The following is a 25,334-nucleotide window of genomic DNA, read 5'->3' on the forward strand; positions in this document are numbered from 1 at the left end:
CCCTCAGGAAGGAAATGCGAGTGATTTCACCGTCACCGGCACAACCGATCCGCCAAAAAGAGGCGTACCAATGTCGATATAGTCCCCCGCGCGGACAATCACTTCGTCAATGACTGCCAACGGGAGTTGTTGTAGCTGTGGACGCAACAACATGCCCAGAGCTTTACCAAAGTCCTGCCCGGCCACCACCAGCAGGGGATGCGGATTCGGAAAACGCGCGACGAAATCGACCAGCGCGTTGATGACCGTCAGTACCGCAGCGTAACGCACAGGCAGCGAGGCGGGAAGCGCCAGCACGTACGCGTCAGTTTTGGGGCAAAGATCCAGTTGAATTAGCGCTTGTTGCCAGGCACTCACCAGATCCGTTTCATCAATTGGGATCGCCACCGGCAAATTGCGCAGCGGCAGTTGTACCCCCTCCAGCCAGATTGTGCTGCCAGAGAGCGAAAGGGTATGTGCGCCTGCGCCAATCACCGTGGCGCGCACGGTTTGCGCTGGAAACTGCACGTTCATCTCACGCAGACGAGGATGCTCATGCAGCGCCGTTGCCAGAAGCGGGCCAATATCGGCAAAACAGAACGGGTCAGCGGGCTGGTGGCGATAACATTCGCCCACGCCGCCAGAAAGCGTAATGATTTCGGGCGTAACACCTGCGGGCAGCAAACCGGTTTGCATCAATGCCTGCGCGAGCGGCGAGAGCGTTCCGTCAATCACTTCGACAATCAGTTCCGCCATCCGCCGGGTAACCTGCACCAGCTGCGCGCCGGTCAGTGAACAGGCGTCAGTGCCTGCACCGAAGCACTCATCCACAATCATCTGCCCCGGTATATGAGCGTAAACCACGCGTCCCTGGCTGTCGGTTTCCAGCAGGCGGCCGCCGACGTTAAGGCAGGCAGTGCCGCTGATTTTTCCGGCATCGAACAAAGCGTAGTTCGCGGTGCCACCGCCGATGTCGATATTCAGTACCCGACATAACCGTTGTTCAGAAAGGGTTTGCGCCCCGGCACCGTGACCGGCGATCACGGATTCGAGATGCGGCCCAGCGCTGGCAACGACAAAATCGCCCAGCGACTGAGAGAGCGTCATCACCGCCGGGCGAGCATTGCGGGTTTTCGCGCTTTCGCCGGTGATGATGATGGCACCGGAATCCACACTTTCCGGCGCAATGCCCGCAGCCTGATATTGCTCGAGGATTAAGGATTTCAGTTCCTCTTCTTTTAAACCGCCCTGTTTATCGACAGGGGTAAAGAACACCGGGCTTTGCCAGCTAATTTCGCGTTTGATGAATTCGTAGCGCGGCACCTGCGACACCGCCGCACGGTTAACCAGCTCCAGGTGGGAGAAGATCACCTGGGTGGTGGTAGTGCCGATATCGATACCGACGCTCAGTAGCTGGCGAGTGTTCACGATTGTGCCTCCGCTTCGGTTTTAGCCGCGGTCGCGTCTTCTTTTGGCACCAGCATCATCGCCACGCCAATCGCCGTTACGCCGCCGATCAACTTGCCGACAATCATCGGGAAGATCATGGCGTTCATGTTGGCAGCGGCGAAGCCTAAGTGGTCACCCAGGGCGAAAGCAGCGGAAACGGCGAAGGCACAGTTGATGACTTTGCCGCGGGTATCCATCTGCTTCATCATGCCAAACATCGGGATGTTGTTGGCAAGCGTTGCCACCATGCCGGCTGCCGCGATATTGTTCATATTCAGCACTTTACCGACGCTCATCAGCGGTTTTTCAAACCAGCGTGTCAGCAGCAGCACCATCGGATACGCCCCTAACAGAACGCAGGAGATAGAACCGATAACTTCAATGGCGCGCATCACTTCACCGGGTTTGTCGCCTGGAGCCATGAAGATCGGATCCAGACCGGGGATCAGTTCCCAGCCAAGGAGGAATTTCACTACCGCAGCGGCAAGACCGAGGGTGATCAATGCAACGAGGAATTTGGCGAAGATCTGGAAGCCGTTGATCATTTTTTCCGGGATGAATTTCAGCCCCAGCGCCACCAGCACCGCGACGATAAGTACCGGGATCATATTCATCAGGATAAGCGCAAAGGTGAATTCCACCGGCTGCCCGTTGATCTGCACACCGGAATACATAGCTACCAGACCTCCAGCGATACAGCCAATTGGAATGGTCACAATGCCCGCCAGCACGCCGAGCGCCAGATAACGACGGTCAGAAGGTTCGATAATGCCGAGCGCCACCGGAATGGAAAACACAATCGTTGGCCCCATCATCGATCCGAGAATTAACCCAGAGTATAGCCACGCTGCCACATCGCCGCCCGCCAGCTCTTTCGCGAGGAAGAAGCCGCCCATGTCGCACGCCAGCAGTGTTCCGGCGAACATCGATGGGTTAGCACCGAGCATTTCGTAAACCGGGATAATCACCGGCCCAAGTACGTGGGCCAGAACTGGTGCCAGTGCGGTCATACCGACCATCGCCAGGCCCAGTGCGCCCATTGCCATAAAGCCTTCTTCGAACTGGCCGCCGGATCCTTCGATACTTTTACCGAACTTACCGAGGAAACGAGCAGAACCGCCGAACTGCGACAGGATCCTGTCCACGGCAGCTATCAGCATAAAGAACATCATGATGTACATGATGATTTCGTTAATTCCCATCGCCTTTACTCCCTGTTAGTTGTTATTTATTGGCGGATGCGGCGTAAACGCCTTATCCGCCCTACATGTGTAATCCCCCAGGTCGGATAAGACGCGGCAAGCGTCGCATCCGGCACTTGCACCGCGCCATTGGCGGATGCGGCGTGAACGCCTTATCCGCCCTACATGTGCAATCCCGAAGGCCGGATAAGACGCGGCAAGCGTCGCATCCGGCATTTATTGCGCCGCCGCGTACAGGCCGACGATCTGCTCCAGGCTGGCAGTACGCGGGTTGCTACGCAGACAAATATCGTCCTGCGCAGCCTGCGCCCATGCACCGTAATGCGCAGATGTCGCGCCAACATCGCCCAGCCGTTTACCAATCCCGACTTCCGCAATCAGCTCACTTACCGCGTTAATAGCATCACGATCGTCGGATTTTTTAGTTCGCAGCGCCCGACCAATCTGACTAAACCGTTCGCGACAGACCATCCGGTTAAACTCCATCACCGTGGGCAGCAGCATGGCGTTCGCCAGTCCGTGCGGAATATGCAGCGCCGCCCCCGGCTGATGCGCCATCGCGTGACATAACCCAAGTCCGGCACTGGAAAATGCCATTCCCGCCATGCATGATGCGAGCAACATACTCTCGCGCGCGGCAAGGTCATGACCGTAGCCCACTGCTTTCGGCAGTGATTTACCAATCATCGCAATTGCGCCAATCGCCAGGCTGTCTGTAAACGGTGTAGCGTTCAGCGCGCTGTACGCTTCAATAGCATGAGTTAACGCGTCGATACCGGTCATTGCCGTGACATGCGACGGCACACCTTCGGTCAGCGCGGCGTCGAGAATCGCCACATCCGGCATCAACGAGGCATGTGCTAACACCTGCTTGCGCCCGCTCACCGCGTCGATAATCACCGTTACATTGGTGGTTTCAGAGCCGGTTCCGGCGGTAGTTGGAATGGCAATCAACGGCAGGCGCGGTTGCAGAACGCTGGTTTCTGACATTTCTGCCAGCGTGCTATCGGGATTCGTTACCAGCAACGCCACGGCTTTTGCCGCATCCAGCACCGAGCCACCGCCAAACGCGATCACCCCATCACAGCCTGATTCACGCAACTGCGCCACGGCTGCACACACGTCAGTGATGCACGGTTCGCCCACCGGACACGGCCAGAGCGTCATGGCGATGCCTTTTACTGCCAGACTGCGCGTCAGCCCGGCGGTCATCCCCGCCTGATGCAAAAAGCTGTCTGCCATCACGAACAGATGTTTCAGCCCACGCGTTTGCGCTTGCTGCCCACAACTGCTCACCGCGCCCGGACCGCAAAGCGTCACCGGTGGAACGCTAAATGTTTTTACCCGTTGCAGATTCAGGGTATCGAACGCCTGAAAGAGCGCGGTCTGCAATTCATTTTGCATATAGCCCCTCCGCTTTCTCTCGCCCGCTACTGGCGATCGCCAGCGGGGTCATAAACAAACTGTGCTGCGGTAAATGCACCTGTAACGCCGGGAATTGTTTGCGAAACAGTTCCGCCACGCCCGGTTGCATACAAGAGCCGCCCGCCAGCCATAAATCAGTAATGCCCTCCCCTTCAATATGCCGGGCAACAATGTCCGCCATTTTTTCGTACACCGGCTTCACCGCAGGCCAAATCTCGTCACCGTGACCGCGCTTGTACTGCTCTGCCTCTTCCAGCGAAATACGGCGATTTCCGGCGAGAGTCAGAGAAATGTGATGTCCGCCGGTCGCTTCATCCGCTGAATAAGTCACCTTGCCCTTTTTCACGATGGCAATTCCGGTAGTGCCGCCGCCAATATCCACTACACCGGCGTTGTCCAGTTGCAGTAGATCCGCGACTGCGGTTGGCTCATCAAGCACATGGCTCACTTCCAGCCCGGCAGACTCCAGCACGTTGATGGAAATACGCGGGTCCGTACCAGGAGGAAATGAGGTCGCCGCATGGCTAAAACGGCGACCAAATTGCTGCTCAAGGGTATCGAGATGGCGACGAACAATGGTGACAGCACCGAAGAAATCCCAGACGATGCCGTCGCGGACCACATCGGCCCAGTCGAGACATACCGCCACCGGCTGACCGTCGCAGTCGACAACCATCGACACCACATCGCAGGTGCCCAGATCTACCCCCAGCCACAGCGGAGATTCCGACGCGGCGGGCGTCTGGTTACACAGCGTTGCCGCCGTTTGCAGCCGCGGGGTAAGCCATTGTTCGTCGTGCGCCATCGGTTACTCCTTAAACAATGCGAAACGCATCGACTAATACACAGCGACGCAGACGGACAAACGTACGCGCGCTGGTTACCCCTTCACCGGTTGGCGTAGTGATGGTCATCGTGGTCCAGCCTTCCCCGCCCAGCCCCAGCCCGGCAATGCACGGTCCGTTCTTAACGAAAATACTGGTATCAATGGCGTTCGCCATTTGGTTCATGTTCTCGATATTGCGCGAGTGCATTGCCGCCGTGTGGTGGCAACCGCCTTCCAGTTTCACCGCCAGCGCAATGGCATCCGCCACGTTGGCGACGCGCACGACCGGCAGCACTGGCATCATCAGTTCGGTCACGGCAAACGGATGTTCTGCGGGGGTTTCTACAAACAGCAAGCGCGTTTCTTGCGGCACGTTCAGGCCGATTGCCGCCGCGATTTTCGCCGCATCGCGACCCACCCAGTCACGGCTGACGGTGCCTTTTCCGCGCTCGTCGATATTTTTCAGCAACACCGGTTGCAGTCGCTGCGCCTGTTCTGCGGTCAGTTTCACCGCGTGCTGGCCTTCCATCAGACGCATCAGTTCATCGGCTACGCTATCAACAACAATCAGTACCTTTTCATCGGCACAAATGATGTTGTTATCGAAAGAAGCGCCTTTGACGATAGACTGAGCGGCACGGGCGAGGTCGGCGGTTTCATCCACCACCACCGGCGGGTTGCCAGCACCTGCGGCAATCAGACGTTTATTGGTGTGTTTGCGCGCCGCTTCCACTACCGCTTCGCCGCCGGTCACCACCAGCAGGCCGATACCCGGGAACTTGAACAAACGTTGCGCGGTTTCGATATCTGGATTTGCCACAGTAACCAGTAAGTTTTCCGGCCCGCCTGCGGCAACAATCGCCTGGTTGAGCAACGTAATAGCCCGTTGAGAGACTTTTTTCGCCGCCGGATGCGGGGCAAAAATGACGCTGTTGCCCGCGGCAATCAGGCTGATGGCGTTATTAATTACGGTTGCCGCCGGGTTAGTGGAAGGCGTCACCGAAGCCACCACGCCCCAGGGCGCGTTTTCAATTAAAGTCAGGCCGTTGTCACCGGTCAGCACCTGTGGAGAGAGGCACTCAACGCCTGGCGTACCGCGTGCCTGAGCGACGTTTTTGGCAAATTTATCTTCTACGCGGCCCATACCCGTTTCACTGACGGCAAGTTCCGCTAAATCTCTGGCGTGTTTTTCGCCTGCTTCACGAATGGCAGCAATGGCTAACTGGCGCATTGCCACGCTTTTTAACCCTTGCTGGGCAATTTTGGCTGCCGCAACAGCGTCATCCAGGGAAGCAAAAACGCCCATCTCATGAACGGCGGCGGGCGACGTGTCACTGCTTTGCATTTTCAGCAGTACCGCTTTCACCACCTGTTCAATATCCTGTTGATTCATGATGTTCTGCCTTATTTGTGGAAAATTACCTGACCGCCAGAGACCACCTCATCGACGATGCCAATCACGCACAGATCGACCGGTGACGTTTCGCTTTTATGCGCCTGGCGGGCGGAACTGCCACTCACCAGCAACACCCACTCCCCGGTTCCCGCGCCAATATTGTCGATGGCGACGGCGCATTGCCCGTCAGGATTACCTTGTGGATCAATCATTTCCACCATCAGCAATTTGTCATGCGCCAGTCCGTGATGGCGTACGGTACAAACAATTTGTCCAGTGACGACTGCCAGTTTCATACCCGCCTCCGTGGCGTATTTCAGGTAAAAGCTCCCCCTACCCTCCGCGGAAGGTAAACTGAAAAAGGAGAGAGCGTGACGCCCGAATCGACGTCACACAGGGTGATTACAGGTTGCTGCTATCGCCTTTCAGGCCGATCGGGAAGACCTCTTCCAGATCGCCGTGCGGACGCGGAATAACATGTACGGATACCAGTTCACCGATACGCTGTGCCGCTGCGGCACCGGCATCGGTCGCGGCTTTACAGGCTGCAACATCACCGCGAACCATGGCAGTACACAGGCCGCCGCCAATCTGCTTAACACCAACCAGTTTGACGCGCGCAGCTTTCACCATCGCATCAGAAGCCTCAATCAGTGCAACCAGGCCCCGGGTTTCGATCATTCCTAATGCTTCCATTGTGTTTTCCTCTTTATAGGGGTCCAGAACGGGACCGTTCATTCAACCAGTGTTTGTAAACTGCTTTCGCGGTTCACTTTTGTCTGACGCGGCACGGCTGCCACCAGCGCCAGCTCGATAATTTCCTGCACGCTACAACCACGAGAGAGATCGTGCATCGGCGCGGCAAGTCCTTGTATCAATGGCCCGACGGCACGATATCCGCCAAGTCGTTGTGCGATTTTGTAGCCAATATTTCCCGCCTCCAGCGACGGAAAAACCATCACATTGGCTTTGCCTTGTAGCGGGCTGGCTGGCGCTTTTTGCGCCGCCACTTCCGGCACAAAGGCGGCGTCAAACTGCAACTCGCCATCGACGACCAGCTTTGGTGCGCGCTCACGGACGATTTCTGTCGCTTGCTGCACGTTGGCAACGCAGGGGTGACGGGCGCTGCCGTTACTGGAAAACGACAACATCGCCACGCGCGGCTCTTCTCCGGTGATGGCTCGCCAGGTTTCGGCGCTGGCAAGCGCGATATCCGCCAACTGCGCCGCCGTCGGCTGTGGCACTACGCTGCAATCGGCAAAGCCCAATGCTGGACCGCTGTACTGTGGCAGCATCAGGAAAATGGAGGAGAGCGTTTTACAGCCAGGCTGCAAGCCGATAACGCGTAATCCGGCACGTAGTACATTTGCCGTTGAAGAGAGGTTGCCTGCAATACAGACATCCGCTTTACCAGCGCTAACCATCGCAGCGGCGAACATTAGTGGATCGGTAAGTTTTTCCAGCGCATCCGACGGCGTTTTATCTCCCGCACGGGCCTGCCAGCGGTCAGCAAATTCTTCCCGCATTGCGAGGTTGCTACGAGGATCAATCACCAGTAGCCCGTCCATCGCCACGCCGTGGCTGAGCGCAAACTGGCGAAGTTCAAACGGATTGGCGATAAGAACGGGCGTCGCCAGACTTTGTTGATACAGATATTGCGCGGCTTTCAGCACGCGTTGGTCTAACGCATCAGGAAAAACCACTCTGGCGGGCGCTCGCAACGCCAGTTCACGACAACGTTCAATAATCATTGCGTTTCCCCCAGTCGTTGTTGGATCTGCTTCACCGTTAGCGGCTGCTTCGTTACGCTCAAAATCATCATCACGTAAACCGTGCTGGAAAGGCGGTTCAGCGCCTGCAAGATGTCCGGGCGTAATACTTCAAAACTACGGGTAATAAACACCTGCGCCGCGACGGTTTCGGTTTCCCGCACTTTGGTGCGTAGCAGATTCAGCAACGCCGCATCGCGCCCGTGGCTGGCTTCCGGCACCAGATGATCGTGGTCGAGATAACGCAGTGGCTGGTGAGAAAGTCGATGCAGATCTTCGTCAGAAAACCCGACAATCGCCTGGCAGCCCAGCGGTTCGCCCAACACATCGGCACGCATAATGTTGCCAAGACGCGAACGGATGTCCGCCAGCCACGGCTGCCACGGTTCTGTCAGTTCAATTTGCAGCCACACTACCAGCGCAATGGTGCTGTCGAGAACAGCGCGAAAACCCAGGCGCGGATCGCTTTTGGCGACCATTTTTTCCGCCGACAGGTGAGTCAGCGTGTCCGGCTTTTTCGCCACTGGCTGGTGACACAGTTCGCAGCACGCCTGCGGATGTTCATCACTACTGGTCAGCACGTGAACGGGCTGTAGCTGCTGCTGTTCATCGTCAACAAACAGGCGGCCCTGCTCGTCAATAAACTTGATGCGCAGATGGCGGCTTTCCAGTAACTCCCGGGCAGAGGGCGTCAGGCGACTGTCCGCAGGGAGATGGATCTCTGCGCCTTCGCTGAGCGTATGGTTCGCTCTTAGCCATGCTTCGGTGATGAAATCTTTCATAGGGATTGCCAGTTAGCCGGCCAGGCGACATACAGGAATTTCACGCTGGATGTCGTACCAAATTCGATGCTGGAACCTTTCGGGATAAACATCACGTCGCCTGCTTTAGCGATCATGGTTTCGCCTTCATGGCGAACATGAAGCTCCCCTTCCAGTACCATGTCGATTTCGTCGTAGTTCAGGGTCCACGGGAAGAAGGCGTTCTCCCACTGCATAAAACCGGCGGCCATGCTGCTGCCGTCGTCTCCGGTCACGAGATCAGTCAAGCCTACGCAGTGCGGTTCCGCGCCATCGAAACGACCAAACTTCACGCTGCTGCCATCAATAACTTTGATGCCGCCTTTGCCGGTCACCGATTTAAAACTCGGCTGCATTGCACCCTGCTCCAGCGACTGTTTTTCCTTTATCACTTTTTCCATCAGCTGCGCGACCAGGCTTTCGGTAAACTGGCCTTCCGGCAGCTGGGCGATGATGGTTTCGCGGATACGCTGGCTTTCAGTTTTATCGGCAGGCACGCTGACGGGAACAGATGCCGCTACTGGCGTCGATTCAGTGCATTCGGTGATGGTAAACCCCAGCAAGTCCGCCACTTCGCGGGCTTCCGGGGTAATAATGCTGGCGCGCAGAACCACAGACATTGCCTGTTCGCCGCGCGCATGTGCTTCACGAATATCATTCGCTGTGATGAGTTTTTTCACCTGCTTCCTCCTGTTCGGTGAGAGATGCCAGATAATCCACCAGTTGCTGCACGCTTTGCGGGTCGTGGCTGTTTAGCTCGAAAATCGGCTCTTCAAAACCAGTTTCAAGCAATAACTTTCGCGTTGCTGCGACGTCAGCATCCGGCATGTCCGTTTTACTGATGACGGCGATTTGCCGTTTGCTGGCACCAATATCCAGCAACCCGGCAGGCAATCGGCTTTCCGGGTCATTCGCGCCGTGGACATAAATCAGCATGTCCACATCCTGTAGCGTGGTAATTAAGGCGTGATACCAGCGGGGATGGCTAAAATATTCACCCGGCGTATCAATATCACCCTTATCATTAAATTCCACGGCCTGTGTTTTTCTGGCGAGGGTATAATTCCCCTGCAACGCATTAAATAACGTTGTTTTTCCTGCCCCGACGGTACCCACAAACGCAATTCGTTTCATGAATGCCTCGTATTAACTTTTGGTCATTTCACAAAGCGTATAATTTAATAAACGACCTAAACCACTGACGGTTTGTGATAACGCTTCTTCTACTGCGCCCACCGAGCCATAAATCACTAGTGCGCCGCTAAAACGGTCGAGGAAACCGATATGCACATCGGCAGCTTTCAGTGCTAAATCACCGGCGATCATCGCCGTTTCGCCGGGAGTTAGCGTCATAATGCCGATTGCGCCCGCATCCGGAACGCCGATTTTCTTCGCCAGTTCTTCGCCGGGATGCGCAATGAGATGCGCCAGTGTGACCTGTTTGCCGGGCACAAATTCCTGAATGATGCGTTCTTTATCCATAAGTCGCCGCCTGTGAAAAACTTGCGTGTATCGTGACAATTTTTCGTCAGAGTAAATAACAAAATTCGGCAAGCGCGTTTAAAAGGTGAGGTAGATCACTAAGAATGGAGAGATATTTACTGTGATGCATAAACTTTCATATGCAACGCATGAATATAAATAAAATGATATCGAGATAGTTTATATGCTGCTTTTTTTATTATTCGAAAACTTAGTAATAAGCTTTACTAATATATTATAGTAAAACCGCTTACCCTGAATATTCAGGGTAAGCGTGAGAGTTAAGAATGAATTACAGCGGTTGGGTTTGCGCTTCAACCACGGCCAGCGCCACCATGTTGACGATACGACGTACGGATGCGATTGGTGTTAACACGTGAACCGGTTTCGCCACACCCATCAGCACCGGACCGACAGTCACACCTTCCGAGCTGGAAACGCGCAGTAAGTTGTAACTAATACGGGCAGCTTCCATGTTCGGCATCACCAGAATATTGGCGGAACCTTTCAAAGGGCTGTCCGGCATACGATCGCTGCGAATCGCTTCCACCAGCGCTGCATCGCCGTGCATTTCACCATCAATCATCAGTTCTGGCGCACGCTCTCTGACCAGTTCCAGCGCTTGACGCATTTTGCTCGACGACGGGCAGTCAGAAGAACCAAAGTTGGAGTGCGACAACAGAGCCACACGCGGCTCAATACCAAAACGACGAACAGTTTCTGCCGCCATCAAGGTGATCTCCGCCAGCTCTTCTGCGTCTGGCTCATCATTGACGTAGGTATCGGCAATAAAAGTGTTACCACTCGGCAATAGCAGCGCGTTCATTGCACCTGCGGTGTGAACGCCATCGCGATAACCAAAGACATTTTTCACCACGCTGAAGTGTTCATGATAATCACCCACCGTACCGCAAATCATTGCATCGGCTTCGCCACGCTGAACCATGATCGCGCCGATCACTGTCGGGTTACTGATCAGCGCCCGCTGTGCCTGCTCCTGAGTTACACCACGGCGCTTCATGATCTGGAAGTATTCGGTCCAGTATTCTTTAAAACGCGGATCGGATTCGTTATTGACGATCTCAAAATCAACGCCCGCTTTGATCTGCAAGCCCAGTTTTTGAATGCGCATTTCGATCACGTTCGGACGACCGATAAGGATCGGTTTCGCCAGTCCCAGAGTCACCAGTTCCTGAGTAGCATGCAGAACGCGTGCCTCTTCCCCTTCCGGTAAAACAACGCGCTTCGGCGCTTTGCGGGCCTGGGAGAAAATCGGCTTCATAAACAGGTTGGTTTTGTAAACGAACTCAGTCAGCTTGTCGATGTAGACGTCGAAATCAGCAATCGGACGCGTCGCCACGCCCGACTCCATCGCCGCTTTAGCGACCGCAGGAGCGATCTTAACGATCAAACGCGGATCAAACGGTTTTGGAATGATGTATTCCGGGCCGAAGCTCAGATCTTGATCGCCATACGCCGAAGCAACGACTTCGCTCTGTTCCGCATGGGCCAGTTCTGCAATCGCGCGTACCGCCGCCAGTTTCATTTCCTCGTTGATGGCTGTTGCACCAACGTCCAACGCGCCACGGAAGATGAATGGGAAGCAAAGCACGTTATTAACCTGGTTCGGGTAGTCGGAACGGCCGGTACAGATGATGGCATCCGGACGCACTTCTTTTGCCAGCGGCGGCAGAATTTCTGGTTCCGGGTTTGCAAGCGCCAGGATCATCGGCGCACGAGCCATTTTCTTAACCATTTCCTGGGTCAGCACTTTCGGGCCGGAACAGCCCAGGAAAATATCCGCGCCTTCAATTACATCATCGAGGGTACGTTTGCCGTCATCCACCACCGCATATGCGGCTTTGGTTTCCGCCATATTTGGCTCACGGCCCTGATAGATAACGCCTTTTGAATCACAAACCACGATGTTATGTTTTTGCAGCCCCAGCGCCACCAGCAGGTTCATACAGGCAATTGCTGCTGCACCCGCGCCGGAAACCACCATCCGCACGTCGGAGATGTTTTTCTCCACCACGCGCAATCCGTTGAGGATGGCTGCAGTGCTGATAATTGCCGTGCCGTGCTGATCGTCGTGGAATACTGGAATATTCATCCGCTCGCGCAGTTTCTGTTCAATATAGAAACATTCTGGCGCTTTAATGTCTTCGAGGTTGATGCCGCCGAAGGTCGGTTCGAGCGCAGCGACGACTTCAATAAATTTGTCCGGGTCAAGTTCATCAACTTCAATGTCAAATACATCAATCCCGGCGAATTTCTTAAACAGAACGCCCTTGCCTTCCATCACCGGTTTGCCTGCCAGCGCGCCAATGTTGCCTAACCCCAGCACCGCCGTACCGTTAGAGATCACCGCCACCAGGTTACCACGAGCGGTATATTTGTAGGCTTTTAACGGGTCTTTTTCGATTTCAAGACAAGGTGCGGCAACGCCTGGTGAGTAGGCCAGCGCCAGATCGCGCTGCGTTGCCAGAGGCTTGGTTGGAGAAACCTGGATTTTCCCTGGAACTGGAAATTCATGGAAATCAAGTGCACTTTGTTTTAACTGGTCATCCATTTGGTTGTTCCTTTCACGTAACGTTCACAAATAAAGTGTGTGGGCAACAGCCCCTGCCCACAACGTGGCGCACATTATTACCTTGCCGGAGTCTACAGACTTTGAGCAAGTCCAAACTCTCACCATTAATATAATGTTTTGGTAATAATCCTATAACACTGATGTTACCTGCTTAATCCAGCAATACCATGCCTGTCTGCTATGCTTTTTTGATGCGTTTAGCGAAATTTCTCAGAAGTGTGAATTAACGCACTCATCTAACACTTTACTTTTCAAGGAGTATTTCCTATGAACGAGTTAGACGGCATCAAACAGTTCACCACTGTCGTGGCAGACAGTGGTGATATTGAGTCCATTCGCCATTATCATCCCCAGGATGCCACCACCAATCCTTCGCTGTTACTCAAGGCTGCCGGATTATCACAATATGAGCATTTAATAGACGATGCTATCGCCTGGGGTAAAAAAAATGGCAAGACCCAGGAACAACAGGTGGTCGCTGCATGTGACAAACTGGCGGTCAATTTCGGCACTGAAATTCTCAAAATCGTACCCGGTCGCGTGTCAACAGAAGTTGATGCACGCCTCTCTTTTGATAAAGAAAAAAGTATTGAGAAGGCGCGCCATTTGGTGGACCTGTATCAGCAACAAGGCGTTGAGAAATCACGTATTCTGATCAAGCTGGCTTCAACCTGGGAAGGAATTCGCGCGGCAGAAGAACTGGAAAAAGAAGGTATTAACTGCAACCTGACGCTACTGTTTTCTTTTGCTCAGGCGCGGGCCTGTGCAGAAGCAGGCGTTTTTCTGATTTCGCCGTTTGTCGGGCGTATTTATGACTGGTATCAGGCGCGTAAGCCGATGGACCCGTATGTGGTGGAAGAAGATCCGGGCGTTAAGTCAGTGCGCAATATCTACGACTACTATAAGCAACACCACTACGAAACCATTGTAATGGGCGCGAGCTTCCGTCGCACCGAACAAATCCTCGCCTTAACCGGCTGTGATCGACTGACTATTGCGCCGAATTTGCTGAAGGAGCTGCAGGAAAAAGTTTCTCCAGTAGTGCGTAAATTAATCCCGCCTTCTCAGACGTTCCCACGCCCAGCCCCGATGAGCGAAGCGGAGTTCCGTTGGGAGCACAATCAGGATGCAATGGCGGTAGAAAAACTCTCTGAAGGCATCCGCCTGTTCGCCGTTGATCAACGCAAACTGGAAGATCTTCTTGCCGTCAAACTATAAACCAGCCACGGAGTGTTATATGTCCCGAAAAGACCTTGCCAATGCGATTCGCGCGCTCAGTATGGATGCGGTGCAAAAAGCCAATTCTGGTCATCCCGGCGCGCCGATGGGCATGGCCGATATTGCCGAAGTGCTGTGGAACGATTTTCTTAAACATAGCCCCAACGATCCAACCTGGTATGATCGCGACCGCTTTATTCTCTCCAACGGTCACGCGTCGATGCTGCTCTACAGTTTGCTTCATCTGACCGGTTACGACCTGCCGCTGGAAGAGCTGAAGAACTTCCGTCAGTTGCATTCGAAAACCCCTGGTCACCCGGAGATTGGCTATACGCCTGGTGTTGAAACCACCACCGGTCCACTTGGACAAGGTTTGGCGAACGCGGTCGGACTGGCGATAGCAGAACGTACACTGGCGGCGCAGTTTAACCAGCCGGATCATGAAATTGTCGATCACTTCACCTATGTGTTTATGGGCGACGGCTGCCTGATGGAAGGTATTTCTCACGAAGTCTGTTCGCTGGCGGGCACGCTGGGGCTGGGCAAGCTGATTGGTTTTTACGATCACAATGGTATTTCCATCGACGGTGAAACCGAAGGCTGGTTTACCGACGATACGGCAAAACGTTTTGAAGCCTATCACTGGCATGTGATCCATGAAATCGACGGTCACGATCCGCAGGCGGTGAAGGAAGCGATTCTTGAAGCGCAAAGCGTAAAAGATAAGCCGTCGTTGATTATCTGCCGTACGGTGATTGGCTTTGGTTCACCCAATAAAGCGGGTAAAGAAGAGGCCCACGGTGCACCGCTGGGTGAAGAAGAGGTGGCGCTGGCACGACAGAAACTGGGCTGGCATCATCCGCCATTTGAGATCCCCAAAGAGATTTATCACGCCTGGGATGCCCGCGAAAAAGGCGATAAAGCACAGCAGAGCTGGAATGAGAAGTTTGCCGCGTATAAAAAGGCTCATCCGCGACTGGCAGAAGAGTTTACTCGCCGGATGAGCGGTGGTTTACCAAAAGACTGGGAGAAAACGACTCAGAAATATATCAATGAGTTGCAGGCGAATCCGGCGAAAATCGCTACCCGTAAGGCTTCACAAAATACGCTTAACGCTTACGGGCCGATGCTGCCTGAGTTGCTCGGCGGTTCGGCGGATCTGGCTCCCAGCAACCTCACCATCTGGAAAGGTTCTGTGTCGCTGAAGGAAGATCCGGCGGGGAATTATATTCACTACGGGGTGCGTGAATTTGGTATGACCGCTATCGCCAATGGCATTGCGCACCACGGCGGCTTCGTGCCGTATACCGCGACGTTCCTGATGTTTGTTGAATACGCTCGTAACGCCGCGCGGATGGCGGCACTGATGAAAGCGCGGCAGATTATGGTTTATACCCACGACTCAATTGGCTTAGGGGAAGATGGTCCGACCCACCAGGCCGTTGAGCAACTGGCCAGTCTGCGCTTGACGCCGAATTTTAGCACCTGGCGACCGTGTGATCAGGTGGAAGCTGCGGTGGGCTGGAAGCTGGCGGTCGAGCGTCACAACGGGCCGACGGCGCTTATCCTCTCAAGGCAGAATCTGGCCCAGGTGGAACGTACGCCAGATCAGGTAAAAGAGATTGCCCGCGGTGGTTATGTGTTGAAAGACAGCGGCGGCAAGCCGGATATTATTTTGATTGCCACTGGTTCAGAGATGGAAATCACCTTGCAAGCAGCGGAGAAATTAGCGGGAGAAGGTCGCAATGTACGCGTAGTTTCCCTGCCCTCGACCGATATTTTCGACGCCCAGGATGAGGAATATCGGGAGTCGGTGTTGCCTTCTAACGTTGCGGCTCGCGTGGCGGTGGAAGCAGGCATCGCCGATTACTGGTACAAATATGTTGGTCTGAAAGGGGCAATTGTCGGGATGACGGGTTATGGGGAATCTGCTCCTGCGGATAAGCTGTTCCCGTTCTTTGGCTTTACCGCCGAGAATATTGTGGCAAAAGCGCATAAGGTACTGGGAGTGAAAGGTGCCTGATGGTGATCGCCGGATGCTGATTGCCGGATGCGACGCTGACGCGTCTTATCCGGCCTACCGCGTCTTATCCGGCCTGACGCGTCTTATCAGGCTGACATGTTCCCGCTATTATGTTTAACGGGTGATCCACAACGTGGGCCAGGCGTCTGGTCCATGCCAGTTATCGCAGGTGGGTTCTGCAGCGTAACGCACCAGGCGAAAACGCTGACCGTCAAAGCGCCAGCGCGCCTGAATGCCACAATCGCTTAATCCTCGCCCTTTCGCTAAGGTCACCAGTTCACGCGATTTTTCATCGAATGTTGCGTTCATCAGTTCGAGTTCATTGGTCTCCTGACCGTTGTTGAACGGCAAACGCAACCGTACCGGGCGCGAAGCCAGTGGCTTTTTACGCGACACAATCCACGCAAGATCAATGGTGTTATACGCGCCTGCTTCACAGCTAATCATCATTAATGCTTTATCGTCGGTCAGCGCCGTAACGCTCACTTCACGACGCAACGGATCAAGCGAACAGCGCAGACCATTCATCCGCCAGTTACCGTAATCCAGCAAATCGTTACGTTCTTCACGAGAAAGTGGGGTCGGCGTCGGGTTCACTACCGCGACCTCTTTTAGCGCAGGCGCTGGCGGTACGCTGAGCGGCGGTTCGTCCCCTTTCTTGATCCACGCGGTTTCACTGCCGAGGCGCTTTTGCTGGGCATCAATAAACAACAACGCTGCTTTTAAGCCACTCAGTGAAATGGTCTGATCGCCGTCGCGTAAGGTGATCGCTTTCCCTTCCTGAATCATCTGCAAAAACGCGGTGATGGTTGTCGTATCATCGGTTACTAATAACCATGGTGAAATCCGCCACGTGTTACCACTCAACGCCAACGGCTCGCCATCTAACAGCAGCCGTGGCGCTATCTCCCCTTCCGACGCATCCGGCGACTTCAACCCGCCGCGCTCAATACGTAAAACGGCATCGGTATGCGCCCCGGCGCTGCGGCTCAGGGTCATCACCAGTCCATTATGATTGCCCGTATTGCGCGCCACACAGAAATTTTGATTATTACAGGTGACCTGCCAGTCGGAAAATGCCCGTTGCGCTGGTGCCGCCCACACCAAAGACGTCGGCAATAAAGCGAAAAAAAAGAGAAGAAAAATGCGATAGCGCATGGACGGTACGACCCCAGAAGTTCAAACAAACAGCACAAGTCGTATCTTCGTTGCGCAGGTAGCGCGGCTCAATCGGATTTATCGGATTGAGCCAATAATAAACAACGAAATATTATTGTTATTTTTCAGTCCATTAAATGTGACATTTGCAAATAGTTAAGCAATAACACCGTCTTACCGTCACGTATTTCGCCGCTTTTGATCATCTCCAGCGCCTGGCTGAACGGCAGCTCGAGCACTTCAATATCTTCATCTTCGACACCACCGCCCGCATTAGCGCGCTGGCTGTCACTGTATTCGGCGATAAAAAAGTGGATTAGCTCAGTCACACCGCCTGGCGACATATACAGTTCAAATAATTTGCGGACTTCGCCAACTTCATACCCCGTCTCTTCAATCGCTTCTTTGCGAATACACACTTCCGGTTCGTCGTTATCCAGCAGCCCGGCGCAGGTTTCAATCAGCTGCCCGCTGTCATTGCCATTAACCCAGGTAGCGACGCGGAACTGACGAATCAGAACGACGGTCTTTTTCTTCGCGTTGTACAGGAGGATCGTCGCACCATTACCGCGATCGTAAACTTCACGTTTATGGCGGATAACTTCGCCATCTTTTCGCGTGAGATCGTAAGTTATGTTGTGCAGGGTGAAATAGTTATCGGAGAGAATTTTGTCTTTGATGAGGGTGATTTGTTGCGTCATACCGACTCCACTGCGCGAAATGAACAATTATCTTACGCTGGGAAGCCGGATTTGTCTGCGCAGGCTATTAGTGAGATTTGACTGATTTTACCCCCAGCCAGTCAATGATCCCCTGTGCCGCATGACGTCCTTCTGCCATTGCGGTAACCACCAGATCCGCACCACGCACGGCATCGCCACCGGCGAAGATTTTCGGATTCGTGGTCTGGTAACGGTACTGGCTTTCAACGTCCGCTACGATGCGGCCCCATTTATCCACCGTTACACCGTGCGACTCCAACCACGGCATACCATGAGGATTAAAACCAAATGCCATGATCACCGCATCGGCTGGCATCACAAACTCACTGCCTTCCACCGGCACCGGACGCCGACGCCCCTGGGCATCCGGCTCGCCAAGACGCGTACGCAGGAAACGAATTCCGCAAACATGACCTTGCTCATTCAGCTCAAGCGCCACCGGCTGGACGTTAAATTCGAAGTTTGCCCCCTCTTCGCGGGCGTTTTTCACCTCCTTCTTCGAGCCAGGCATGTTAGCTTCATCACGACGATAGGCACAGGTGACATTACTCGCGCCATGGCGCAGCGCGGTACGCACACAGTCCATCGCGGTGTCGCCACCGCCCAGTACCACGACATTGAGTCCGGCGGTATTGATAAACGGCTCTTCAGGTAACTCTTCAAGTCCCATCACCTGTTTAGTGTTGGCGATGAGGAATGGCAGCGCGTCATAAACGCCCGGCGCATCTTCATTAGGTAAACCCGCTTTCATGGAACGGTAAGTGCCTACGCCAACGAAGACCGCGTCGTATTGTTCCAAAAGCGAATCCAAAGTGACATCTTTACCCACTTCACAATTGAGTTCGAAGTGAATCCCCATCGCGCTGAAGATTTCCCGGCGACGCGCCAGCAGGGACTTATCCAGTTTGAAAGAAGGAATGCCGAAGGTGAGCAGGCCACCGATTTCTGGATGGCGATCATACACCGTCACCTCCACGCCATTGCGGATCAGAACATCCGCACAGGCTAGCCCTGCCGGACCTGCACCGATAATCGCCACCCGCTTATCCACTTTGATGACATGGCTTAAGTCAGGACGCCAACCTTTCGCCAACGCCTGATCCGAAATGTAGCGTTCGATGTTGCCGATAGTTACCGCTCCGTGCTCATCGCGAATGGTGCAGGCTCCTTCGCACAGACGGTCTTGCGGGCAAACACGTCCGGTAATTTCTGGCAGGGTGTTGGTCTGGTGAGAAAGCTCGACGGCGGCGTCGATATTTCCGGCTTTCACCAGCTCTATCCACTGCGGAATGTGGTTATGCAGAGGGCAGGTCCATTCACAAACGCTGTGCTCGCCGCACTTCAGGCAACGCGAGGCTTCCCGTTGTGCCTGGTCGGCGCGAAATGGCAGATAAATTTCATCAAAACCAGTTTTGCGCGCTTCAATCGCCAGTTTATCCGGCTCGCCTCGCGCGGGGGTTGCCTGCATTTGCTCGACTTTACTCATCGCCGGCATTTCTGGTGCCCCAGTACTGGCATGCCACGGTTGATGCTCCTGACGTGAGGTGCGCAGGCGGCGAGATTTCGCTATGCCGGAGAGTGCGGCGTCAGTGACCAATTGCAGAGCGTCCGCCGGACAATTCTCGACACAGGCAGGACCGCTTTCGCGACCTGCACAAAGGTCGCATTTATGCGCCGTGGCTTTAACTTTGCCTGCCGCGACGGGTGTCAGGACGATTTGCATCGTACCAAATGGACAAGCAACCACGCAGGATTTACAGCCAATACACTTTTGCTGATTGACCTGAATGCTGTCATCAACATGGCTGATCGCGCCATTAGGGCAACTACGGGCGCAGGGCGCATCTTCGCAATGGTGACAGGTCACCGCACTACGTTGCTGCTGATGTTTGATAACCGTAATTCGGGGATGAAAATGGTGTTGGCTCAGGACATGTTGCTCATCATTGTGAGCCATGACACAGGCGATTTCACAAGCATGACAACCCAGACATTGCTGACTGTTGGCCATAATAAAACGATTCATAACGACCTTCTTTTTTGGTTGTAAAAACCTTATTCTTTATATGAGTGTTGTTATTACCCGACTTACAGGGGAATCGGCAATGTTCATGTGCCCAGAATAAGTCACTATTTCGCTATAAACTGTGGCAGATCAAATAATCCCATCACTGATTAAATTGCATTTCAGCAAACTGGAACATTAATGATTTTATGTGGAGAAGACGCGTGTGATTGTTAAACGCCCCGTCTCGGCCAGTCTGGCCCGGGCCTTTTTTTACATTGTGCTGCTGTCGATTCTTTCCACGGGTATCGCACTGCTAACTCTGGCGAGCAGTTTGCGCGACGCTGAGGCTATCAATATTGCCGGATCGTTGCGTATGCAGAGTTACCGCCTGGGCTACGACTTGCAAAGCGGCAGTCCACAACTCAATGCGCATCGCCAGCTGTTCCAACAGGCACTGCACTCACCGGTGTTAACCAATCTCAACGTCTGGTATGTGCCAGAGGCAGTAAAAACCCGCTATGCGCATCTGAATGCCAACTGGCTGGAGATGAATAATCGGCTCAGCAAGGGCGATTTGCCGTGGTATCAGGCCAATATTAATAATTATGTTAATCAGATAGACCTGTTCGTGCTGGCTTTACAGCACTACGCCGAACGCAAAATGCTGCTGGTGGTGGCGATCTCCCTGGCTGGCGGCATCGGTATTTTCACGCTGGTCTTTTTTACTCTGCGCCGCATACGCCATCAGGTGGTTGCCCCGCTGAATCAGCTGGTTACCGCCAGTCAGCGTATTGAACACGGCCAGTTCGATTCGCCGCCGCTGGATACCAGTCTGCCCAATGAGCTGGGACTGTTGGCCAAAACCTTTAACCAGATGTCGAGCGAGCTGCATAAATTGTATCGTTCGCTGGAAGCTTCAGTAGAAGAAAAAACCCGTGATCTCCACGAGGCCAAGCGTCGCCTGGAGGTGTTGTATCAGTGTTCGCAGGCGCTGAACACCAGCCAGATAGATGTGCATTGTTTCCGCCATATTTTGCAGATTGTTCGCGACAATGAAGCGGCTGAATATCTGGAGTTGAATGTCGGTGAAAACTGGCGGATTAGTGAAGGGAAACCAAACCCCGAATTGCCGATGCAGATTTTACCGGTAACGATGCAAGAGACGGTTTACGGCGAACTGCACTGGCAAAATAGCCACGTGTCATCATCAGAACCGCTGCTTAACAGCGTTTCGTCGATGCTGGGGCGCGGTTTGTACTTTAATCAGGCGCAGAAGCATTTTCAGCAGTTACTGTTGATGGAAGAACGTGCCACCATCGCACGGGAATTACATGATTCGCTGGCCCAGGTGCTTTCTTACTTACGTATCCAGTTGACGTTACTTAAACGTTCGATACCGGAAGATAACGCCACCGCACAAAATATCATGGCCGATTTCTCCCAGGCATTGAATGATGCTTATCGACAGTTACGCGAGCTGTTGACCACGTTCCGCCTGACGCTGCAGCAAGCGGATCTTCCCTCCGCGTTGCGGGAAATGCTGGATACGTTACAAAATCAAACCAGCGCAAAACTGACTCTCGACTGCCGTCTGCCAACACTGGCGCTGGATGCGCAAATGCAGGTGCATTTGTTGCAAATTATTCGCGAAGCGGTACTCAATGCGATGAAGCACGCCAACGCCAGCGAAATAGCCGTTAGTTGCGTCACCGCGCCGGACGGCAATCACACAGTCTATATCCGTGATAACGGGATTGGCATCGGAGAACCGAAAGAACCCGAAGGTCACTATGGTCTGAATATTATGCGCGAACGCGCGGAACGACTGGGTGGAACGCTGACTTTTTCACAACCTTCCGGTGGCGGCACGTTAGTGAGTATTAGCTTTCGCTCTGCGGAGGGTGAGGAAAGCCAGCTAATGTAATGCCACCTACTTACCAAAGAATACTTGCACTTAAGGTTCAGTATAAAAGGGCATGATAATTTACATTAACTCCTTTTTTTCTCCACGATTGGTCCGTACCTTGCCGCTACAGTGAAGCAAGGCATGCCAACAACAATACGCAGAAACACGAGGTCCTCTTTTAATGGCGAATTTCTTTATTGATCGCCCCATTTTTGCCTGGGTGCTGGCAATCCTGTTGTGTCTGACAGGAACCCTGGCGATTTTCTCATTGCCCGTTGAACAATACCCGGATCTTGCACCGCCTAACGTGCGAGTAACCGCTAACTACCCCGGCGCATCGGCTCAGACGCTGGAAAACACCGTGACCCAGGTTATCGAGCAAAATATGACCGGCCTCGATAATCTCATGTATATGTCGTCTCAAAGCAGTGGCACCGGTCAGGCATCTGTCACCTTAAGTTTTAAAGCGGGCACCGATCCGGACGAAGCAGTGCAGCAAGTACAAAACCAGCTGCAATCAGCCATGCGAAAGTTGCCGCAGGCGGTGCAAAATCAGGGCGTGACGGTGCGTAAAACCGGCGATACCAACATTCTTACCATTGCCTTCGTCTCTACCGATGGTTCGATGGATAAGCAGGATATTGCCGATTACGTTGCCAGTAATATTCAGGACCCATTAAGCCGCGTGAATGGCGTCGGGGATATCGATGCCTATGGTTCGCAATATTCAATGCGTATCTGGCTGGACCCGGCGAAACTCAACAGTTTTCAGATGACGGCTAAAGATGTCACTGATGCCATTGAGTCACAGAACGCGCAGATTGCGGTTGGGCAACTTGGTGGTACGCCTTCCGTCGATAAGCAGGCGCTCAACGCCACCATTAACGCCCAGTCACTGCTGCAAACACCAGAACAGTTCCGCGATATCACCTTACGGGTGAATCAGGACGGCTCAGAAGTAAGGCTGGGCGATGTCGCCACCGTCGAAATGGGGGCAGAGAAATACGATTATCTCAGCCGCTTCAACGGTAAGCCAGCCTCCGGGCTGGGGGTAAAACTGGCCTCCGGCGCGAACGAAATGGCAACAGCGGAGCTGGTACTCAATCGTCTCGACGAACTGGCGCAGTACTTCCCACATGGACTGGAATACAAGGTGGCATATGAAACCACCTCATTTGTTAAAGCCTCCATTGAAGACGTGGTGAAAACGCTGCTGGAAGCTATCGCCCTGGTTTTCCTCGTTATGTATCTGTTCTTGCAAAACTTCCGTGCCACGCTGATACCAACTATCGCCGTGCCGGTGGTGTTGATGGGAACCTTCTCCGTACTTTACGCCTTCGGTTACAGCGTCAACACCTTAACCATGTTCGCGATGGTGCTGGCGATCGGTCTGCTGGTGGATGACGCCATCGTGGTGGTGGAAAACGTCGAACGTATTATGAGTGAGGAAGGACTCACTCCTCGCGAAGCCACACGTAAATCGATGGGGCAGATCCAGGGAGCACTGGTCGGGATTGCGATGGTGCTGTCGGCGGTATTTGTGCCAATGGCCTTCTTCGGCGGCACCACCGGAGCTATCTATCGCCAGTTCTCTATTACCATTGTTGCGGCGATGGTGCTGTCAGTACTGGTAGCGATGATCCTCACTCCGGCTCTGTGCGCCACGCTACTTAAGCCACTGAAAAAAGGTGAGCATCACGGGCAAAAAGGCTTTTTTGCCTGGTTTAACCAGATGTTTAACCGCAACGCCGAACGCTACGAAAAAGGGGTAGCAAAAATTCTCCACCGTAGCCTGCGCTGGATTGTGATTTATGTCCTGCTGCTTGGCGGCATGGTGTTCCTGTTCCTGCGTTTGCCGACGTCGTTCTTGCCGCTGGAAGACCGTGGCATGTTTACTACCTCGGTACAGTTGCCCAGCGGTTCAACCCAACAACAGACCCTGAAAGTCGTTGAGCAAATCGAGAAATATTACTTCACCCATGAAAAAGACAACATCATGTCAGTGTTTGCCACCGTTGGTTCTGGCCCTGGGGGTAACGGGCAAAACGTGGCGCGAATGTTTATCCGCCTGAAAGACTGGAGCGAACGCGACAGTAAGACCGGCACCTCGTTTGCCATTATCGAACGTGCAACGAAGGAATTTAATAAGATTAAAGAAGCTCGCGTTATCGCCAGCAGCCCGCCAGCAATTAGTGGCCTTGGCAGTTCTGCGGGTTTTGATATGGAGTTGCAGGACCACGCTGGTGCGGGTCACGATGCGCTGATGGCAGCACGTAACCAGTTGCTGGCTCTGGCGGCGGAAAATCCGGAGTTAACCCGTGTACGCCATAACGGCCTCGACGACAGTCCGCAGTTGCAGATTGATATCGATCAGCGTAAAGCTCAGGCGCTGGGCGTTGCTATCGACGATATTAACGACACGCTGCAAACCGCGTGGGGTTCGAGCTATGTGAATGACTTTATGGATCGCGGTCGCGTGAAGAAAGTCTATGTGCAGGCAGCTGCGCCATATCGCATGCTGCCAGATGACATCAATCTCTGGTATGTACGAAATAAAGATGGTGGCATGGTCCCCTTCTCTGCTTTCGCGACCTCACGCTGGGAAACAGGCTCGCCGCGTCTGGAACGCTATAACGGTTATTCAGCGGTAGAGATTGTCGGGGAAGCCGCGCCGGGGGTCAGCACCGGTACGGCAATGGATATTATGGAATCGTTAGTGAAGCAGTTGCCAAGCGGCTTTGGTTTGGAATGGACGGCGATGTCGTATCAGGAGCGACTCTCCGGCGCGCAGGCTCCGGCGCTGTATGCCATTTCATTGCTGGTGGTATTCCTGTGTCTGGCGGCGCTGTATGAAAGCTGGTCGGTGCCGTTCTCGGTGATGCTGGTCGTGCCGCTGGGCGTTATCGGCGCGCTGCTGGCAACATGGCTGCGCGGGCTGGAAAACGACGTTTACTTCCAGGTAGGCCTGTTAACGGTGATTGGTTTATCGGCGAAAAACGCCATCCTTATCGTCGAGTTTGCTAACGAGATGAACCAAAAAGGCCACGACCTGTTTGAAGCGACGCTCCACGCCTGCCGTCAGCGTTTACGTCCGATTCTGATGACCTCTCTGGCCTTTATCTTCGGCGTATTGCCAATGGCAACCAGCACAGGGGCCGGTTCCGGTGGCCAGCATGCGGTGGGTACTGGCGTAATGGGCGGGATGATTTCGGCCACGATTCTGGCTATTTACTTCGTGCCGCTGTTCTTTGTGTTGGTACGCCGCCGCTTCCCGCTGAAGCCACGCCCGGAATAAGCAATTAAAAAGGCGACATACCAATGTGTCGCCTTTTTCAACTTTCCGATAAAGAACCTGTTCAGCAGGTACTTTCTGTTTGT

The 25,334-nt window shown here is 53.9% G+C and carries 20 protein-coding genes; 4 read left to right on the forward strand and 16 right to left on the reverse strand.

All coding sequences use genetic code 11. The features are described from left to right. Positions 1 to 3: 3 nt before the first annotated feature. The 13 genes from eutA to maeB form a co-directional block, all read right to left on the reverse strand. On the reverse strand, positions 4 to 1,407 hold the full coding sequence (gene eutA / locus QUE74_RS15940; protein ID WP_001097507.1) for an ethanolamine ammonia-lyase reactivating factor EutA: 1,404 nt from the start codon (positions 1,405 to 1,407) through the stop codon (positions 4 to 6). Next, positions 1,404 to 2,630: an ethanolamine utilization protein EutH gene (gene eutH / locus QUE74_RS15945; protein ID WP_000512386.1), complete on the reverse strand. Its 1,227-nt coding sequence runs from the start codon at positions 2,628 to 2,630 to the stop codon at positions 1,404 to 1,406. Before eutH ends, eutA begins: the two co-directional genes overlap by 4 nt. A gap of 216 nt (positions 2,631 to 2,846) precedes the next feature. Next, on the reverse strand, positions 2,847 to 4,034 hold the full coding sequence (gene eutG, locus QUE74_RS15950) for an ethanolamine utilization ethanol dehydrogenase EutG (RefSeq protein ID WP_001178775.1): 1,188 nt from the start codon (positions 4,032 to 4,034) through the stop codon (positions 2,847 to 2,849). After that, a complete protein-coding gene (eutJ, locus tag QUE74_RS15955; RefSeq protein WP_000929691.1) occupies positions 4,024 to 4,860 on the reverse strand; it encodes an ethanolamine utilization protein EutJ in 837 nt (278 codons plus the stop codon). The genes eutG and eutJ overlap by 11 nt, the downstream gene beginning before the upstream one ends. Positions 4,861 to 4,870: 10 nt before the next feature. Further along, complete coding sequence (locus QUE74_RS15960) at positions 4,871 to 6,274, reverse strand: aldehyde dehydrogenase family protein (protein ID WP_001075728.1); 1,404 nt, start codon at positions 6,272 to 6,274, stop codon at positions 4,871 to 4,873. A gap of 11 nt (positions 6,275 to 6,285) precedes the next feature. After that, positions 6,286 to 6,573, reverse strand: coding sequence for an ethanolamine utilization microcompartment protein EutN (eutN, locus tag QUE74_RS15965; RefSeq protein ID WP_000762196.1), 288 nt, complete (start codon positions 6,571 to 6,573; stop codon positions 6,286 to 6,288). Positions 6,574 to 6,679: 106 nt separating this feature from the next. Further along, positions 6,680 to 6,973 carry an ethanolamine utilization microcompartment protein EutM gene (gene eutM, locus QUE74_RS15970; protein ID WP_000387713.1) on the reverse strand — a complete coding sequence of 98 codons (294 nt, stop codon included), beginning with the start codon at positions 6,971 to 6,973 and terminating at the stop codon, positions 6,680 to 6,682. A gap of 38 nt (positions 6,974 to 7,011) precedes the next feature. After that, a complete protein-coding gene (pta, locus tag QUE74_RS15975; RefSeq protein WP_000583008.1) occupies positions 7,012 to 8,028 on the reverse strand; it encodes a phosphate acetyltransferase in 1,017 nt (338 codons plus the stop codon). Further along, complete coding sequence (gene eutT, locus QUE74_RS15980; protein ID WP_000651275.1) at positions 8,025 to 8,828, reverse strand: ethanolamine utilization cob(I)yrinic acid a,c-diamide adenosyltransferase EutT; 804 nt, start codon at positions 8,826 to 8,828, stop codon at positions 8,025 to 8,027. The genes pta and eutT overlap by 4 nt, the downstream gene beginning before the upstream one ends. Further along, positions 8,825 to 9,526: an ethanolamine utilization acetate kinase EutQ gene (gene eutQ, locus QUE74_RS15985; RefSeq protein WP_000733929.1), complete on the reverse strand. Its 702-nt coding sequence runs from the start codon at positions 9,524 to 9,526 to the stop codon at positions 8,825 to 8,827. Before eutQ ends, eutT begins: the two co-directional genes overlap by 4 nt. Continuing rightward, a complete protein-coding gene (gene eutP / locus QUE74_RS15990; protein WP_000820779.1) occupies positions 9,501 to 9,980 on the reverse strand; it encodes an ethanolamine utilization acetate kinase EutP in 480 nt (159 codons plus the stop codon). Before eutP ends, eutQ begins: the two co-directional genes overlap by 26 nt. 12 nt (positions 9,981 to 9,992) lie before the next feature. After that, the gene (gene eutS, locus QUE74_RS15995; protein WP_000356956.1) at positions 9,993 to 10,328 is read right to left on the reverse strand and encodes an ethanolamine utilization microcompartment protein EutS; all 336 of its coding nucleotides are present in this window, start codon (positions 10,326 to 10,328) and stop codon (positions 9,993 to 9,995) included. Between the two features lie 292 nt (positions 10,329 to 10,620). Continuing rightward, positions 10,621 to 12,900 (reverse strand): NADP-dependent oxaloacetate-decarboxylating malate dehydrogenase, encoded by a 2,280-nt coding sequence (maeB, locus tag QUE74_RS16000; protein WP_000342645.1) that lies wholly within the window; start codon positions 12,898 to 12,900, stop codon positions 10,621 to 10,623. 288 nt (positions 12,901 to 13,188) lie between these two features. Here maeB and tal point away from each other — a divergent pair, with 288 nt between their 5' ends. Both tal and tkt read left to right on the forward strand, forming a co-directional pair. Further along, entirely contained in the window at positions 13,189 to 14,139 is a 951-nt protein-coding gene (tal, locus tag QUE74_RS16005; protein WP_001003725.1) for a transaldolase, read from the forward strand. 19 nt (positions 14,140 to 14,158) lie between these two features. Beyond that, on the forward strand, positions 14,159 to 16,162 hold the full coding sequence (gene tkt, locus QUE74_RS16010; protein ID WP_000087350.1) for a transketolase: 2,004 nt from the start codon (positions 14,159 to 14,161) through the stop codon (positions 16,160 to 16,162). Positions 16,163 to 16,276: 114 nt separating this feature from the next. Here tkt and QUE74_RS16015 read toward each other — a convergent pair whose 3' ends face one another. From QUE74_RS16015 to aegA, 3 genes are all read right to left on the reverse strand, one after another. Further along, entirely contained in the window at positions 16,277 to 17,320 is a 1,044-nt protein-coding gene (locus tag QUE74_RS16015) for a DUF1176 domain-containing protein (protein ID WP_001270546.1), read from the reverse strand. Positions 17,321 to 17,445: 125 nt separating this feature from the next. Next, complete coding sequence (gene nudK, locus QUE74_RS16020) at positions 17,446 to 18,021, reverse strand: GDP-mannose pyrophosphatase NudK (RefSeq protein WP_001354811.1); 576 nt, start codon at positions 18,019 to 18,021, stop codon at positions 17,446 to 17,448. A 67-nt stretch (positions 18,022 to 18,088) separates the two neighbouring features. Then, entirely contained in the window at positions 18,089 to 20,068 is a 1,980-nt protein-coding gene (gene aegA, locus QUE74_RS16025) for a formate-dependent uric acid utilization protein AegA (protein ID WP_001078895.1), read from the reverse strand. Between the two features lie 205 nt (positions 20,069 to 20,273). Between aegA and narQ the strand changes: the two genes are divergently transcribed. Both narQ and acrD read left to right on the forward strand, forming a co-directional pair. Then, positions 20,274 to 21,974 carry a nitrate/nitrite two-component system sensor histidine kinase NarQ gene (gene narQ / locus QUE74_RS16030; RefSeq protein WP_001353046.1) on the forward strand — a complete coding sequence of 567 codons (1,701 nt, stop codon included), beginning with the start codon at positions 20,274 to 20,276 and terminating at the stop codon, positions 21,972 to 21,974. A gap of 163 nt (positions 21,975 to 22,137) precedes the next feature. Further along, a complete protein-coding gene (acrD, locus tag QUE74_RS16035) occupies positions 22,138 to 25,251 on the forward strand; it encodes a multidrug efflux RND transporter permease AcrD (RefSeq protein WP_001273157.1) in 3,114 nt (1,037 codons plus the stop codon). Positions 25,252 to 25,334: the final 83 nt, after the last annotated feature.

The organism is Escherichia sp. 10290, from assembly GCF_030295155.1.
Taxonomy (GTDB): Bacteria; Pseudomonadota; Gammaproteobacteria; order Enterobacterales; family Enterobacteriaceae; genus Escherichia; species Escherichia coli_F.